The sequence below is a fragment of the Cetobacterium sp. ZOR0034 genome, from assembly GCF_000799075.1.
In the GTDB taxonomy this organism is placed as follows: domain Bacteria; phylum Fusobacteriota; class Fusobacteriia; order Fusobacteriales; family Fusobacteriaceae; genus Cetobacterium_A.
Genome location: NZ_JTLI01000041.1, coordinates 1 through 14,444, shown reverse-complemented (window position 1 = coordinate 14,444; position 14,444 = coordinate 1). Strand labels below are relative to the sequence as shown.

Sequence of the window (14,444 nt, the reverse complement as noted above, 5' to 3'; positions counted from 1 at the left end):
AGAGAAGGAGAAACGAACTATGAAACTAAGAATTTTTATGATTTTTACTATTTCATTCTCTCTATTTGCTAGAGTTATAACAATCAATGAAGCCATCGATTTGGCTATTCAAAATGGAGAGGAAAATAATATAGCTAATAGGGAGTTAATTATTTCAAAAAAACAGTTAAACTCTGCATTTAAAACAGCTCTACCTAACATTTTTTATACCGGAGGATATTTAAAAACAGATGGCGCTTTTTTAGAAAATACTCCTATCCAAACAGCCAAGAGTGGCTATATAAATTTTCTTGGAATATCTCAACCGATATTTCAAGGCGGTTCTATTGCTGCTAAAGTTAAAAAAGCGAAAATAGAAGAACAAAAAAATACTCTGGCTCTTTTAAAACAAACAAGAGATACAAGACTTGAAGTTATATCTATATATACTGGGATTATTTTAGCTAAAAATACTCTCGAAGTCTATAACACATCTAAAATGCAACTAAATGAAGCTTTAAATTTTGCTAAAGAAAATGAACGTCTTGGAAAAATAACAAATGTAGAACTACTAAAAGCTGAGTACCAGCTTCTAGATATTGAAACCTCTATTTTAAATATTCAAAACGAAATAGAAATTGGTCTTTTAACTTTAAAACAAAAACTTAATTTTTCATCGTCTGAGGAGATTGATATAGAAAATTTCTATGTTTACAGAGAGGCTATCGATTCAATTAATTATAATATTGATTTAGATGAAGCACTAAATAATGGAATAGCAGCTAATTTTGCGAAACTTCACATTCAAGAAGCTGATGTCGAAAAAATGATTGCAAGAGCTGAAATGTTACCTCAAGTAAAAGGATTTATTGGTAAAGAATATGTTACTGAAGACCATCGAACAGAAAATTCATGGGGAGGAGGAGTCCTTGTTAGTTGGAATATATTTCAATTTGGAAAAGATTATGATAACTATGAAGCGAGTAAATTAAATGTCGAAAATTCCAAATCACAAGAAAAAATTACTCATAATAATATCGAAATAAATCTAAAAAAAGCTTATCTAGAGTTAATACGATTAAATAAACTTGAGATTGCATACTCAAAAGCATTTGAACAAGCTAATGAAAACTATAAAAAAGATACTTTAAAATTTCAAAAAGGAATGATTACTATATTAGATTTTCTAAAATCTCAAGAGATGCTCACTGATTCAAAAATAAAATATGAAAATATTAGATTGATTCAATATAATGCTCTAGAGAAATATCGTTCTCTTTTAATTTAACCTTTGAATAAAGAGTTTTTAAAAAATGAAATTAATGTTATAATTATAGAAAAATATCAGGAGAAGTCATGAACGGTAAAAATAGAAAAGATATAAAAGCTGGTATAACAGTAAAAGTGGTTAAAAAAGAGGATCAAAGAACAGGGAAATTAACAGAGGGTATTGTTAAAGATATTCTTACAAACTCTGCTAACCATCCTCACGGAATAAAAGTAAGACTAATTGATGGAACTGTTGGAAGAGTTCAAGAGATTATTTAAATTAATTTTTTTCTTAAAAATAGCAGCTCACATTAATTTGTGAGCTGCTATTTTCTTTATCTAGAGTAAAGTTCCTCTATAATTTTTTCAGCAAGTGGTATTCCAGATGCTGGATTTTGTCCCGTAAAAATTGAACCATCTACAACAACATATGGATCAAAATCTTTATTTGATTTGGAATAGTTCCCTTTTAACTCCACAATCTTACTTTCTAAAAGAAAAGGAACGATATCTTCTAAACCAACAGCTCTCTCTTCAGAATTTGAAAAACCTGTAATATCTCTATTTTTAATTAGTGCTTCTCCTGTTCTATGATTTATTCCTTTTAATAATGCTGCTGTTCCATGACATACTGCACCAACTATCTTCCCATTATTAAAAAAATCTGATAGAAGTTTTGCATTCTCTTCACTTTCTGATAAATCCCACATTGGACCATGTCCTCCAGGATAAAAAATAGCGTCATATTGATGAAAATCAATTTTATTTAAGCTTATACTATTCTCTAATATATCCATATCATCCTCTAAAAATATTTTTACTAAAGGATTAGTATGTGAGTCTTCTAAACTCGCTGGATCTATGGGTATTTTTCCTCCTTTTGGAGAAGCTATTGTAATTTCTATTCCTCTATTTTTGAATGTAAAATAAGGCTCTACAAGTTCAGATAGCCATACTCCTGTTTTTCTCTCTGTTTTTCCTAAGTTATCATGCGATGTAACTACAAATAATACTTTTTTCATAAAAATACCTCCAAAAAACTAAAGCTTTGTAATCTATAATAAATATACTAATTATAAAAAACAAATCCTTCATTCAGATAAGTCTATTTATATGGAGTTATAAATAATTACTATATAATTTTTTTGATGAAGATGACTCTTTCTCAATCTCAATTTCTACCTTAACTGGAATATTATCATTCAATTCTTTTCTGATATCTGCGACCATTTTTTCTAACTCTTTTTCTAATCCATCTCTATCAAGTTTTGCAAATTCCTCTCTAGCCTGTTCTTTTGGAACTTTTATCTCAACTTCAACTCTATCTTTTTTTACATCTACATCATATTCTTTTATAGACATTTTATTTATCCCATCTGTTAATCTTGGGTAATTTCTCATAAGTTTCATCTCTAATTTATCTTCTAAATAATCTCCAAAAACCAATGCTGACAACATAATCATTACTGCTAAAACTACTTTCTTCATTTCTCTCCTCGTTTCAATAACTTTTTTTATTTATAAAAAGAATTTTATCATATTTAAATATTTTGTCAACTGTTTTGGTAGAGATTAGCTAATCTATCAATCCTTTTGACTTTAAAGCTTCTCTTGCAGTATTGTATTCGCTATCAATTCCTTCAGTCACTCTCAAGTTCAATCTTTGCATATCCTTATTTGTAAACATATTATTTAATCTGTTCAGTTCTTTTTCTATCATAGGATGCTCTTTTTTAAGTTTATTTGAAATTGTTATAACTGCCTCGTAAGGAGGAAAAAATTTCAAATCATCTTCTAAAACAACTAAGTCATATTTTTCAAGTAATCCATCAGTTGAATAAACAACTCCTACATCTGCTTTTTTTGAATGAATCGTTGGAATAATCAATCCTGGCTCCATAGAGTTTACTCTTCTAAATTCCATATTGTAAGTATCAATCATACCTTTAAGTCCATCTACTCTTTCCATAAACTCATGACCACCTATCAAATATGATTCTTTTGAGATTTTTTTCAAATCAGATATTTTTATTATTCCAAATTTTTCTGAAAAATCTCTATTCACAGCTAGTGCGTATGTATTCTCAAAACCTAATGGTTCTAAAATATCTAGTTCGAATCTTTCATTATAAATATTTTTAACTTTATAAAAGATATCTCTAGGTGCTAACATCTCTTTTTCTCCTAAAATTGCTAAAAAAGATGTTCCCGTATACTCTGGATAAATATCAATTTCACCATTTTTAATCGCTTCGAAATTTATATTTGTTCCTCCTAATTCTGTTATTGTTGCTTTATAAGGAGTTTTCTCTTGAATCATTATAGCTATCATATTTCCTAAAATTCTTTGCTCTGTAAAAGTTTTATGCCCTATTTTTACAGTAATATATCTATTCTTAGATATATATTTTTGAATTTGAAAAAAACCAAAAATAAAAAATAAAATTGATGCAAGAGCCAATTTTTTTCTATTTTTTATTTTTAGATTTTTATTTACAAGAGGATCTAAGGCTTTTTCAATTATACCTAAAAAATAATTTGCTACAAAAGCTAATATTGCTGTTGGAATAGCTCCACAAAGAACTAAATTGTTGTTACTTGTTGCTATGCCTCTAAAAATAAGTTCTCCTAATCCTCCAGCACCAATCAAAGCTGCTATTGTTGTTGTTCCTATCATAGAAACTGTTGCTATTCGAATTCCACCCATGATAACAGAAAGAGCTATGGGTAACTTAACTTTTAACAAAACTTGAAAATTTGTCATTCCCATACCTATAGCAGCTTGAATTGTAGCGTTATCAACATTTTTCAAACCTATATATGTATTAGTAACAATTGGCAATAATGAATAAAGAAATAATACAAAGACCGCGGGTTTTGCACCAATTCCCAAAAATGGAATAATTAATCCAAATAAAGCTAAGCTAGGAATCGTTTGAAAAACCCCGGCAATACTAAGCACGCCTTTTGCAATTTTCTCATTTTTCGTAATCATTATTCCACTTGGAACTCCAATCATTATTGCAACTAAAACTGCTATTCCTGATATTTGAAGATGTTGATTGAGAAGTTTTCCAATCTCAGGTAATCTTGAAATAAAATAATTAAAAAATACATTCATTTTATACCCCCCCATAATTTAAATTAACTTTTTATCTTATTTATTCTTTGATTAATAACTTTTTGATTATTTAATTTTTGATTATTATGTTTATACTCTTTTTTATTAAATATCTTTTTTAAAATAGGATTAAAAATAGCCATCATAATATATGTAAAAATATTAAGAGCTATAAAACTTAAAATTTCTTTTTTCATGTTCTTTTCCTTTACTCTAATTTTTTTATATTATAGCATATTTAATAAAGCCTACGAACAATAAATATCCGTAGGCTTTCTGAATCTAATTTTTTATTTAAGAATTTGATTTTTCAAAAACTAAATTTATAACCAAAACCCAATGTAATTCTTGAATAATCAAAATCTTTTTTTCCTAAAATCTCTTTGTCCTCTTCCAAATTTGCTTTTGCTTCATTAACTTTATACATTAAATCTGCAAAAAAACTATTATACTCCACTCCCGCTCCAAAACCATAATACAAGTCATCACTTAAATCTGTGTCAAATTTTATCAAATTTTCAAATATATTACTTTCGTCTATATATAAAGATTTATTCTCTGTATCCTTATCTTTAAAATTAAATGAATAACCTAATGTACATTTTAAATATGGTTTCCAGATTGTTTCTGTTTCAAACTTATATTTCGCTACTGCATAAAGAGGAATTGAATCAAATTTAGGCATATCATACGTTTCATCAGTGTATATCTTTGCTTTAAATTTCGTATGATTTTGATAAGCACCTCCAATTCCTAATTCGAAATTATGATCTATATTCCTAGTCGCTTCAAATCCTACCTCAAATCCTAATCTATGAGTTTCTTTCTTATTAATTTTTATCTCATCTAACATCCATTCTTCATATTCTGATTTTATATCTAATCCTGCTTTAGTATATATATTGTAAATCGGTGTATATCCCAATAAATTTTCTTCAAGTATTATAAGTTTTTCTGGTGCTTCTTTTGTATAGGATAAAGAGCTCATCGTCAAGACAACTCCTAATATGAAACCTAATCTTCTCATAATTTAATCACCTCATTTTTATAGTACAATGTAGGACCACAAATGACAAGATTATTTACAAAATTTTTTCTATTTTCCTTTTTTATAAAGTTTTATTTCAATATCTCTATTATCTCAGAAATATCTTTATAATCCATATTATCTTTTAAATACGTTGCGTACTCTATGGATGTCATTCCCCAACTATTTTTTATATCCAAGTTAGCACCTTTTTTTTTCAAAAACTTTACCATCTCTAAATCTTTGTTAAAAATAGCTAGATTGATAGATGTATTTCCTTGTAAAGGTTCTACAGTATCTATATCTGCTCCATATTCAAGGAACAACTCAATTATTGATACATTCCCTAACAATGCTGCTTTATGAATTGGATATCTATACTCTCCACTTCTATCATTAACATCAATGCCTTCATCTAATTTAATCTTTAAAACCTCTAAATCACAATTTTTTAATGCATTTTTAAACTCTAACATCTCTCTTCCTCCTCTTATTAATTTTCTACATCTGAACAAACACATGGATAGTCTGGTGTAGGTTCATCATTCAAATACTCTTCTATTTTTTCAAATCCAGTAAAAATTAGAACTTCTTCCCAAGTTTCTACAACTAAGGTCGGTGTTACTTTTATATCATTTTTCTCTAACAACTCTTCAGATGTAATGATGTTCACATCTTTTCTATTCAGAAAAAAATCTTTAACTTTTTGACACTCTTCCAAACCTTCTTTTATATATAGTGTTTTTTTCATTTTATTTCCTCCGTCAGAACTTTTCTTTTTAGAGTTTCTAAATTTCTAGAAAACTAATACCTTTCAAGCTTAACTTTTCTATTCAAAACCCTCTCTAACCAATCGTTTTCAAAAGATTTTTAAACGTTTTTTTACCCTATCTTACTCTCTCTAAAGGGATATTTTTGCAGCTATATCTAGAATAAGGCTCTTTTTTTAGCAACCCCTTAAAATTAAAATAAAAGCGTCATTTTAACGAACTTTTGTCCTTTTTCTAGTAATTTTAAATTTATCACCCAAAAAAGACCCCTAAAAAAGTACTTTATTTAAAATAATACAATATATGAAGTATTTTTTCAACTTATAAAAAATTATTAATTTAATCAAAATCTCTTAACTTTTCTTAATTATACCACTTTTTGCCATTATTTTTCCAATTTTTCAAAAAAAACCGTAGGCTCTCACCCACGGTTTTCATCAAATCTATTTAAATGTAACCATCTCTTCTTCACCTAAGAATAACTTAGAAACTTTTGGAACCGATATAGCTATCAACTTTCCATTTCTCACAGAGTGAGTTACAGCTGCTTGTAATCTCACAGCATCAAAATCATTATTTTCAGACAGCACTATAAAGTTAGCTGCTTTTCCAACTTCTATACCATAGTTATCTTCAAGACAAAGAGCTTTAGCTGAGTTCTTCGATATCATATCAAGAGATTTTGAAATCTCATCATATCCCATCATATGACAAACATGTAATCCCATGTGTAAAACTTGTAGCATATTCCCATTTCCTAGTGGATACCAAGGATCGAATATATCATCATGTCCAAAAGCTACATTTATTCCCGCCTCTAAAAGTTCTTTAACTCTCGTAACTCCTCTTCTCTTTGGATAAGTATCAAATCTTCCACCTAAATGAATATTTACAAGTGGATTCGCCACAAAATTTATTCCAGATTGCTTCAGCAGTCTAAATAACTTATAAGTGTAAGCGTCATTGTAAGAACCCATCGCAGTTGTATGACTCGCTGTTACCTTGTGTCCAATTCCAGCTGCCCATGCTTCAGCTGCTAACACCTCTAAGAATCTCGATTGCTCATCGTCAATCTCATCACAATGTACATCAACTAATCTATCATATTTTTGAGCAAGTTTTATAATCTTTCTCAGAGATTCTACTCCCCAATCTCTTTGATACTCAAAGTGAGGAATAGCTCCAATAACATCCGCTCCACATTTTAGAGCCTCTTCCATAAGAGCCTCTCCATTTGGATACGAAAGAATTCCCTCTTGTGGGAACGCAACTATTTGAATCTCCACAAACTCTTTCATCTCTTCTCTTAATTCTACCATCGCCTTCAGTGCCATAAGAGTTGGATCTGTGATATCTATATGAGTTCTTACAAATTGAATACCGTTTGAGATTTGCCATTTTAGAGCTTTCTTAGCTCTTCTCTTTACGTCCTCATGGCTAAGCATAGCCTTTCTTTCTCCCCAACACTCTATTCCTTCAAAAAGCGTTCCACTTCTATTCCATCTTGGTTCACCAGCACTCATCGTAGTATCTAAATGGATATGTGGCTCAACAAAAGGTTCCATTAAGATGTTTCCTTCTATATCTATAACCTCAACATTAGTTCTCTCAATATTTTTTTCTATTTTAACGAACTTTCCATTCTCTATCAGAATATCAACTAGTTCGTCTCTATCTCTTAATTTTGCGTTTTTAATTAACATGCCTCACTCCTTCTTTTTGTTTCCATCACTTTAGTTCCTACATAGTAAGCTCCCATTGTAAAGATAACACTGTTTATAGGTGCTATTCCTGGAATAAATTTCGCAGCAGCTATCCCAATAACCCAAGCTGATATCGCAATCACATTTACTCCTAAGAACTCCATATTCTCTATTTTATCATACTCACCTTTTTTTACAAAGAAGTAATCACAAATTATAATCGCTCCAATTCCTGGAAGAAGAGTATTTAAAAGATTTAACCATCCTACAAAGTTATTATAAATTGGAAGTGCAAATGCTGTTCCTAAAACTCCATTTAACATAACCATCTTACTTTTTGGTAACTTTGTGATACTTGAGAATCCTAATCCAGATGAGTAAAGAGCATTGTCATTTGTTGTCCAGATATTAAATCCTAAAACGATAATTGCTGGAATTATAATCCCTTGTGAGAACATAACTTCTGAAATATCCGCTGTTCCGAAAACTTTTCCTCCAACAGCCCCGAATATAAACATTAAAGAGTTTCCAAGGAAAAATGCTACAAGTGTACTTATAACTCCAACTCTACTATTCTTTGAGAATCTTGCAAAGTCAGCTGTCAAACTTCCTCCACTTATAAATGAACCTATACACATTCCAACTCCAGTCATAACTGTTATTGAATTTATCGGAGCTATATTCATCACTTCTTTCAATCCACCAGCATGATTTATGGCACTTACTACTGAAGTTCCACCTAAAACTGCTATACTTGGTACTGCAATTGCTGATAGAATTGTAACAGCCTTAATTCCAAAGTACGCTGTGAATGTCATCAATACTCCCGATACAGCAACTAAAAGCTTCATATCTATTCCTGTTACTTTATTTACAGGTATAGCAAACATCGCTACTCCTACACCAAACCATCCAACTTGTGTTAAAGCTAGTAAGAACGAACCTAAATATGATCCTTTCTCTCCAAAAGAGTATTTAGCTAAAAGATGTGTAGATAACCCTGTCTTTGCACCAATGTGAGCTAAAGCTCCAGTGAAAATTCCAAGAATTAAATTTCCTAAAAGTACTGCTAGTATGAACTCTGCTCCTGTAAGTCCTATTCCTAATGTACCCCCTGTCCACATACTTGCCGAAAAGAATGTAAATCCTAACATTATTACAAACATTGAAAGTAGCCCTCTTTTATCACTCTCTGCTACTGCTCCAAATGAAAAGTCTGAATCATAATTTTTTGCTATAGTTATCTCCCTCTCCTTAATTAAGTCTTCTTTGATTTTGCCTAAAAAAAAATAGAATAGCCACTGCAACCTATGCTGCAGAAACCACTCTATTTTTTAAATAAAATATATTAAAGTTTGATGAAAATATAAAAGATGAAATAGATAAAGAATATAAAAACGACAACAATATGTTTATTCCGCCACTTTCTCTCTTCCTCTTTCTCACTTTATACTTCACCTCCTTTTTTTACACTAGAAAGAATTCTATCATAAAAAAAATATCTCGTCAAGAATTTTTTTGTTAATTTTTTCTCTATATTTTAACTTTTAAATCCCCTGTTTTCATATCGATTATAAAGTCTGTATCTGGATAATCATTGATAAATCTATTTAAAATACTAAATAAAACTTTCACTCTATCTGGAACTTTATTTTCTTCAGTTTTGTTATTTAAAGATATCTCATAAATAACTTTATACTCTTTCACACGTTGAGTCGAAACATCACTTAAAGCTAAATTTCCAGCATTTCTAAAACGATATAAATCTGTAACTAAATCTATTCCATTCCATTTTTCTAAATCACTCACTTTAACACCATTTTCTTTTAAAATCTTCTCTGCACTTTTCTCATTTCCTACTGCTAGAAGATTAAACATATCTTTTCCTGACATTGGCATTATATTTTCTTTAATATCCTCTGGCCAATCTTTTGGTAAAAATCTAAGTCTCACTAACTCTTGAATATGCCAATTTGCAAACTCTTTATAACTTTTAGATTTTAAGATATCTTTATTCCAAATATTTTTCACTCCTGATTTTTCTAATTGAACATACTCTTTTTCATAGTGCTCAAACAACTCATTAAATCTTGGAACCTCATCTATTCTAACTGTTTGTATTAAAGCTTGACCTTCCTTACTATCTATAGATAATAATTTGTAAGCTGGTATATACGCAGCTATTGAAGGAACTTGAACATTTACTAAAAAATTACCATTTTCATTCTTTTTAACTCCAGTGTCATTGAAATGCATATGGCCACCAAAGTGTAATTTTATTCCCGCGTCAGCAAAAGTTTTAGCAACCTCATCTGTCGGAACTCTTCTCAATTCAAATTTACCTGTGCCAAATATAGATTCTACCTCTTCTGAAGCACCATTATAAAAATCTACCATTGGATAGTGACTAAATGTAACTAAAGTTTTTCCTTTTTCTTCAGCTGTTTTAGCAACTTTTTCAACCCAATTTATAAGATGTTTTTTATGTGTTAAAACTCTATTATATCCAGCATTCGAAGCTGAGGTGAATCCTTTCCCATCCTCTGTCGGTACATATACATTCGAATCTATTGCAAGTAGCCACAACCCTTTTGTCGGTTCAACTAAGTAGCTTCCATCAACAATTTCAAATTTTTCATTTCCTAGTTTATCTCCAGAGCCCTCATAAGAGATTTCATATTTTCTATTTTTAGAAGAGCTATCCTCTAAAGCCTTTTCAAAACTATATTGCTCATAACTGTATTTTGAAAACGGAGTCTCCCAGTAGATATCACTTTTCTCAGGAACTAATCCAAAACTATTTATCTGTTTCATTATATCCTCATACCCTTGCTCTTTAACAACTTCTGAGAATATAACCGGATTCATTCCATCTTTTTCTTTTATCTTTGAATTTTTACTGAAAATAGGCTGCTCTTTTCCATTCTCTCCAAGATAATCCATCTTTCCTTTATCAACTGTCATTGGCATAACAGGGTCATGGTTTCCAAATGTTATATAAAACTTTATCCCATGTTTTTTAGTATAGTTATCCATAATCTTTTTCAAACCTTCTATATGAACCTCTTGTCCATCATCACTAAAATCTCCTGGAAGAACAATATATTTTATATCCTTTTTTACCAAGTCATCTAAAACAGCTATAAATGCAAAATAGTTTTCGTTAAATAATCTTGTCGAATTCATTTGAGAATCCATTGTTCTTATTGTTGCATATTTCCCTGTTACCTCACTCTTCAACCCTTTAAAATCCCCTTTAAAATCTCCATATACATCATGAAAATGCACATCTGAAACAAATGCAACCTTATATTCATCTTGAGCATTTACCATTGTCGCTCCTATCAATGCTAGTAATCCTATTAAACTTTTCTTTACACTAAACATAATTCTCCTCTTCCTGTAATTTTATCATCCTCTGTTATTATATCGCATCAAAGTTAAAACTATCTTTATTTAAGGTAAAAAATGTGTTAAACTTATAAAGTTACTTTTTTAGTAAATAATTATTCAAAGGAGATAAAATGTTACATTATAAAGATAAAGATTTTTTTTGTGAACTCGATTTAGGTTTAGAATTTATTCGTGGAAAATGGAAAGCTCTTATTGTTTGCCATTTAAGAGAGGAACCGGTTAGATTTTTAGAGTTACAAAGAAGAGTGTATGGAATTACTCAAAAGATTTTGACAGAGCAACTTAAAGCTTTAGAAGAGGAAAATATTATATGCCGTGTTGTATACCCAGAAGTTCCTCCTAAGGTTGAGTATAAACTAACAGAAAAAGGGCTTGCTCTTCTTCCCGCTTTAAATCTTATTGAACAATGGACAAAAGAGTATTTCGAATATACTTCAACACCTACAAAAATAGATTAAAAGGGAGATTTCATTTAAGATTACTCCCTTTTATTCTATAATTTTATAAACTTTTATTTTTTTATATTAAAGATACATCTTTTTCCTGGTGTCATATAGCATTGATTACACGATACACATTTTGGTTTTTTCATATCTCCTGACTTCCAAATATTAATTAGATTTGGTTCACAAGTTAAAGGTCTTGCCATTGAGAAGTATTCAACCTTACTTGTATTTAAAATATTTTCCATAACATCAACACTTCTATTTCCACCTATTAAAATAACTGGAGTTTCTACCATTTCAGCTAGTTTAACAGCATAATCTCTAAAGTATGATTCATTATCTTTTGAAACTACAACTTTTGTTCTTGCTGGAGCTAAGTTATTTTTTATAACCTCTTTTATCGAAGCGTTTCCACCAGATACCTCTATTGCATCTATTCCCATTTCAGAAAGTTTTTTAGCTACATAAAGACTATCCTCTTGAGTTAATCCTCCTTCAGCTATATAGTCTGCTGAGTTTAATTTTATCCAAACCGAGAAATCTGACCCAACTTTTTCTCTTATATTTTGATAAACTTCTAAGATAATTCTTCCTCTATTTTCTACATCCCCTCCATACTCGTCTGTTCTTTTATTGAAGTATGGCGATAAAAATTGGCTTAATAGATATCCATGTGCTCCATGAATTTCAACTCCATCAAATCCTGATTTTTTAGCTCTTAAAGCCGCATCTCCAAATGCATTTACCAACTCTTTTATCTCATCTTTTGTCATCTCTTGAGCCCAAGTTCCACTAACTTCATCCTGTGCTGTTGATGGTCCCCAGATAACTCTTTCTCCTACATTATGTCTAGTCATAAATCCACCATAACATATTTGTAAAATTATATTTGTATCATAGCTATGAATTTTATCTGTAAACTTTTTATACTCTGAAATAAATTTATCATCATATATTCCTAACATTCCTGGGTTTGGCTGCTCATTTTCTGTTACAAATGCGTACCCTGTAATTATAGTTCCAACCCCACCCTGAGCTAGCTCCTCATATACTGCTTCTAGCTCCGAAGTTAAATGCCCTTTCTCATCAGCTAAATCCTCCCAAAGTGCTCCTCTTACTATTCTATTTTTCATTTTTAAATTTCCTAATTTAGTTTCGTCTAAAATTCTTTTCATAACAACCTCCAAATTTTTTCTCTCAAATGAATTATAAAATATTAACTTTTTTTTAACAAGTACGCACTTTTTTGTAACTGTTATTTTTTCCTGTTATTTTTCTATTTTGACAATCCTGATTTTTGAGAGTATACTCTACCTAAGAATATTTTTTTTAGAAAGGAGTCGTTATGCTAATATGGTTTATTGCTGGCTTAGTGCTTTTAGGAGTTGAACTTTTAACTTTTGGACTTATTTCAATCTGGTTTGCTCTTGGAGCTTTTTTAACAATGCCATTTTATAATTTAGCTTTAGAGCATCAATTTTATATTTTTGTGGGTACATCACTTCTTTCTTTAATCTTGGTTAGAAAAATTGCTTTAAAATATTTCAAAACCAATTCAAAAGAATTAAACCGTATCACAGAAAAAGAAGTAACTATCGAAGATATTACTTTAAAAGGAAACCAAACCTTTTACACAGTTTATCTAGATGGAAAAATTTGGGAAGCAATATCTTCAGATGATTTTAAAATTGGAGAGAATGCTATTGTTCAAAAGATTGTCGGAAACAAACTGTTTTTAATTAAAAAATTATAGATTTTAGGGAGGGTTTTATGTTGTTTATATTTATTTTAATCTTTATTGCGATATTTCTAATAGGAACACACGTTAGAATTGTTGCTCAATCTCAGGCTTTCGTCATTGAAAGACTTGGAGCTTACCTTACTACTTGGGACGTTGGTCTTAATGTATTGATACCTTTTATTGATAGAGTAGCTAAAAGGGTATCTTTAAAAGAGCAAGTTATTGATTTCCCACCACAACCAGTTATAACAAAAGATAATGTTACTATGCAAATTGATTCAGTTGTATATTTCCAAATAACTGATCCTAAGTTATATACTTACGGTGTTGAAAATCCATTGAATGCTATTGAGAATTTAACTGCAACAACTCTTAGAAATATCATCGGAGAGATGGAACTTGATGCTACTCTTACATCAAGAGATACTATTAATACTAAGATGAGAGCTATTTTAGATGAAGCTACAGATCCTTGGGGAATAAAAATTAATAGAGTTGAACTTAAAAATATCATTCCTCCAGCTGAGATTCAAGACGCTATGGAAAAGCAGATGAAAGCTGAAAGAGAGAGAAGAGAATCTATTCTTAGAGCTGAGGGACAAAAAACTGCGGCTATCCTTGTTGCTGAAGGAGAAAAAGAGTCTACAATTTTAAGAGCAGAAGCTAAAAAAGAAGCTGCTATTAGAGAAGCAGAAGGAGAAGCTGAAGCTATTTTAAGTATTCAAAAAGCTCAAGCTGAAGCTATCAGACTTATAAAAGAAGCTGCACCTGATAAGAGTGTTCTAACTCTTAAAGGAATGGAAGCTTTTGAAAAGGTTGCAAATGGTCAAGCTACAAAAATTATAATTCCTAGTGAATTACAAAGCATCGTAACTCTAAGTGAGTTATTCCACGAAGCTAAAAAATAGCAGCTCACAAAAATGACGTGAGCTGCTTTTCTTTTCCCTTCATAACGTTGTATAATATCAGTATGA

General features: G+C 30.3%; 17 protein-coding genes. 5 read left to right on the top strand and 12 right to left on the bottom strand.

All coding sequences use genetic code 11. The annotated features are described in order from the left end of the window. Nucleotides 1–19: 19 nt before the first annotated feature. Both L992_RS08360 and L992_RS08355 read left to right on the top strand, forming a co-directional pair. Nucleotides 20–1,267 carry a TolC family protein gene (locus L992_RS08360; RefSeq protein ID WP_047395602.1) on the top strand — a complete coding sequence of 416 codons (1,248 nt, stop codon included), beginning with the start codon at nucleotides 20–22 and terminating at the stop codon, nucleotides 1,265–1,267. A gap of 68 nt (nucleotides 1,268–1,335) precedes the next feature. Then, nucleotides 1,336–1,527, top strand: coding sequence for a YwbE family protein (locus tag L992_RS08355; RefSeq protein WP_047381874.1), 192 nt, complete (start codon nucleotides 1,336–1,338; stop codon nucleotides 1,525–1,527). 56 nt (nucleotides 1,528–1,583) lie between these two features. Here L992_RS08355 and L992_RS08350 read toward each other — a convergent pair whose 3' ends face one another. The 11 genes from L992_RS08350 to L992_RS08310 all read right to left on the bottom strand — a co-directional run bounded on the left by L992_RS08350 (nucleotide 1,584) and on the right by L992_RS08310 (nucleotide 11,256). Beyond that, a complete protein-coding gene (locus L992_RS08350) occupies nucleotides 1,584–2,270 on the bottom strand; it encodes a type 1 glutamine amidotransferase domain-containing protein (protein ID WP_047381875.1) in 687 nt (228 codons plus the stop codon). Nucleotides 2,271–2,367: 97 nt separating this feature from the next. After that, nucleotides 2,368–2,736 carry a hypothetical protein gene (locus L992_RS08345; RefSeq protein WP_047381879.1) on the bottom strand — a complete coding sequence of 123 codons (369 nt, stop codon included), beginning with the start codon at nucleotides 2,734–2,736 and terminating at the stop codon, nucleotides 2,368–2,370. An 88-nt stretch (nucleotides 2,737–2,824) separates the two neighbouring features. Next, the gene (locus L992_RS08340) at nucleotides 2,825–4,369 is read right to left on the bottom strand and encodes a glycine betaine ABC transporter substrate-binding protein (protein ID WP_047381881.1); all 1,545 of its coding nucleotides are present in this window, start codon (nucleotides 4,367–4,369) and stop codon (nucleotides 2,825–2,827) included. Between the two features lie 23 nt (nucleotides 4,370–4,392). Beyond that, complete coding sequence (locus L992_RS13520) at nucleotides 4,393–4,566, bottom strand: hypothetical protein (protein ID WP_156110667.1); 174 nt, start codon at nucleotides 4,564–4,566, stop codon at nucleotides 4,393–4,395. Nucleotides 4,567–4,679: 113 nt separating this feature from the next. Then, entirely contained in the window at nucleotides 4,680–5,396 is a 717-nt protein-coding gene (locus L992_RS08335; RefSeq protein WP_052191678.1) for an outer membrane beta-barrel protein, read from the bottom strand. 92 nt (nucleotides 5,397–5,488) lie between these two features. After that, on the bottom strand, nucleotides 5,489–5,872 hold the full coding sequence (locus L992_RS08330; protein ID WP_047395599.1) for an ankyrin repeat domain-containing protein: 384 nt from the start codon (nucleotides 5,870–5,872) through the stop codon (nucleotides 5,489–5,491). A gap of 17 nt (nucleotides 5,873–5,889) precedes the next feature. Then, complete coding sequence (locus L992_RS08325) at nucleotides 5,890–6,147, bottom strand: hypothetical protein (RefSeq protein WP_047381892.1); 258 nt, start codon at nucleotides 6,145–6,147, stop codon at nucleotides 5,890–5,892. A gap of 462 nt (nucleotides 6,148–6,609) precedes the next feature. Next, the gene (codA, locus tag L992_RS08320; protein ID WP_047381893.1) at nucleotides 6,610–7,869 is read right to left on the bottom strand and encodes a cytosine deaminase; all 1,260 of its coding nucleotides are present in this window, start codon (nucleotides 7,867–7,869) and stop codon (nucleotides 6,610–6,612) included. Continuing rightward, nucleotides 7,863–9,176, bottom strand: a complete 1,314-nt coding sequence (gene codB / locus L992_RS08315) for a cytosine permease (RefSeq protein ID WP_231549771.1) — start codon at nucleotides 9,174–9,176, stop codon at nucleotides 7,863–7,865. The genes codA and codB overlap by 7 nt, the downstream gene beginning before the upstream one ends. 1 nt (nucleotide 9,177) lies before the next feature. Beyond that, nucleotides 9,178–9,315, bottom strand: a complete 138-nt coding sequence (locus L992_RS13515) for a hypothetical protein (protein WP_156110666.1) — start codon at nucleotides 9,313–9,315, stop codon at nucleotides 9,178–9,180. Between the two features lie 87 nt (nucleotides 9,316–9,402). Further along, nucleotides 9,403–11,256 carry a metallophosphoesterase gene (locus L992_RS08310; protein ID WP_052193947.1) on the bottom strand — a complete coding sequence of 618 codons (1,854 nt, stop codon included), beginning with the start codon at nucleotides 11,254–11,256 and terminating at the stop codon, nucleotides 9,403–9,405. A 137-nt stretch (nucleotides 11,257–11,393) separates the two neighbouring features. On the opposite strand from L992_RS08310, the gene L992_RS08305 reads away from it, so the two are divergent. Further along, the gene (locus L992_RS08305) at nucleotides 11,394–11,741 is read left to right on the top strand and encodes a helix-turn-helix domain-containing protein (RefSeq protein ID WP_047395596.1); all 348 of its coding nucleotides are present in this window, start codon (nucleotides 11,394–11,396) and stop codon (nucleotides 11,739–11,741) included. 53 nt (nucleotides 11,742–11,794) lie between these two features. On the opposite strand, the gene L992_RS08300 is transcribed toward L992_RS08305, so the two are convergent. Next, complete coding sequence (locus L992_RS08300; protein ID WP_047395593.1) at nucleotides 11,795–12,904, bottom strand: NADH:flavin oxidoreductase; 1,110 nt, start codon at nucleotides 12,902–12,904, stop codon at nucleotides 11,795–11,797. Nucleotides 12,905–13,074: 170 nt separating this feature from the next. On the opposite strand from L992_RS08300, the gene L992_RS13145 reads away from it, so the two are divergent. Together L992_RS13145 and L992_RS08290 are read left to right on the top strand one after the other, a co-directional pair. Continuing rightward, nucleotides 13,075–13,482, top strand: a complete 408-nt coding sequence (locus L992_RS13145; protein WP_052193946.1) for an NfeD family protein — start codon at nucleotides 13,075–13,077, stop codon at nucleotides 13,480–13,482. 17 nt (nucleotides 13,483–13,499) lie between these two features. Next, the gene (locus tag L992_RS08290) at nucleotides 13,500–14,378 is read left to right on the top strand and encodes an SPFH domain-containing protein (protein WP_047395590.1); all 879 of its coding nucleotides are present in this window, start codon (nucleotides 13,500–13,502) and stop codon (nucleotides 14,376–14,378) included. Nucleotides 14,379–14,444: the final 66 nt, after the last annotated feature.

Coding starts and splice junctions, on each gene's coding strand:
- L992_RS08360 (WP_047395602.1), top strand. CDS start 20: ATGAAACTAAGAATTTTTATGATTTTTACTATTTCATTCTCTCTATTT.
- L992_RS08355 (WP_047381874.1), top strand. CDS start 1,336: ATGAACGGTAAAAATAGAAAAGATATAAAAGCTGGTATAACAGTAAAA.
- L992_RS08350 (WP_047381875.1), bottom strand. CDS start 2,270: ATGAAAAAAGTATTATTTGTAGTTACATCGCATGATAACTTAGGAAAA.
- L992_RS08345 (WP_047381879.1), bottom strand. CDS start 2,736: ATGAAGAAAGTAGTTTTAGCAGTAATGATTATGTTGTCAGCATTGGTT.
- L992_RS08340 (WP_047381881.1), bottom strand. CDS start 4,369: ATGAATGTATTTTTTAATTATTTTATTTCAAGATTACCTGAGATTGGA.
- L992_RS13520 (WP_156110667.1), bottom strand. CDS start 4,566: ATGAAAAAAGAAATTTTAAGTTTTATAGCTCTTAATATTTTTACATAT.
- L992_RS08335 (WP_052191678.1), bottom strand. CDS start 5,396: ATGAGAAGATTAGGTTTCATATTAGGAGTTGTCTTGACGATGAGCTCT.
- L992_RS08330 (WP_047395599.1), bottom strand. CDS start 5,872: ATGTTAGAGTTTAAAAATGCATTAAAAAATTGTGATTTAGAGGTTTTA.
- L992_RS08325 (WP_047381892.1), bottom strand. CDS start 6,147: ATGAAAAAAACACTATATATAAAAGAAGGTTTGGAAGAGTGTCAAAAA.
- codA (WP_047381893.1), bottom strand. CDS start 7,869: ATGTTAATTAAAAACGCAAAATTAAGAGATAGAGACGAACTAGTTGAT.
- L992_RS08310 (WP_052193947.1), bottom strand. CDS start 11,256: ATGTTTAGTGTAAAGAAAAGTTTAATAGGATTACTAGCATTGATAGGA.
- L992_RS08305 (WP_047395596.1), top strand. CDS start 11,394: ATGTTACATTATAAAGATAAAGATTTTTTTTGTGAACTCGATTTAGGT.
- L992_RS08300 (WP_047395593.1), bottom strand. CDS start 12,904: ATGAAAAGAATTTTAGACGAAACTAAATTAGGAAATTTAAAAATGAAA.
- L992_RS13145 (WP_052193946.1), top strand. CDS start 13,075: ATGCTAATATGGTTTATTGCTGGCTTAGTGCTTTTAGGAGTTGAACTT.
- L992_RS08290 (WP_047395590.1), top strand. CDS start 13,500: ATGTTGTTTATATTTATTTTAATCTTTATTGCGATATTTCTAATAGGA.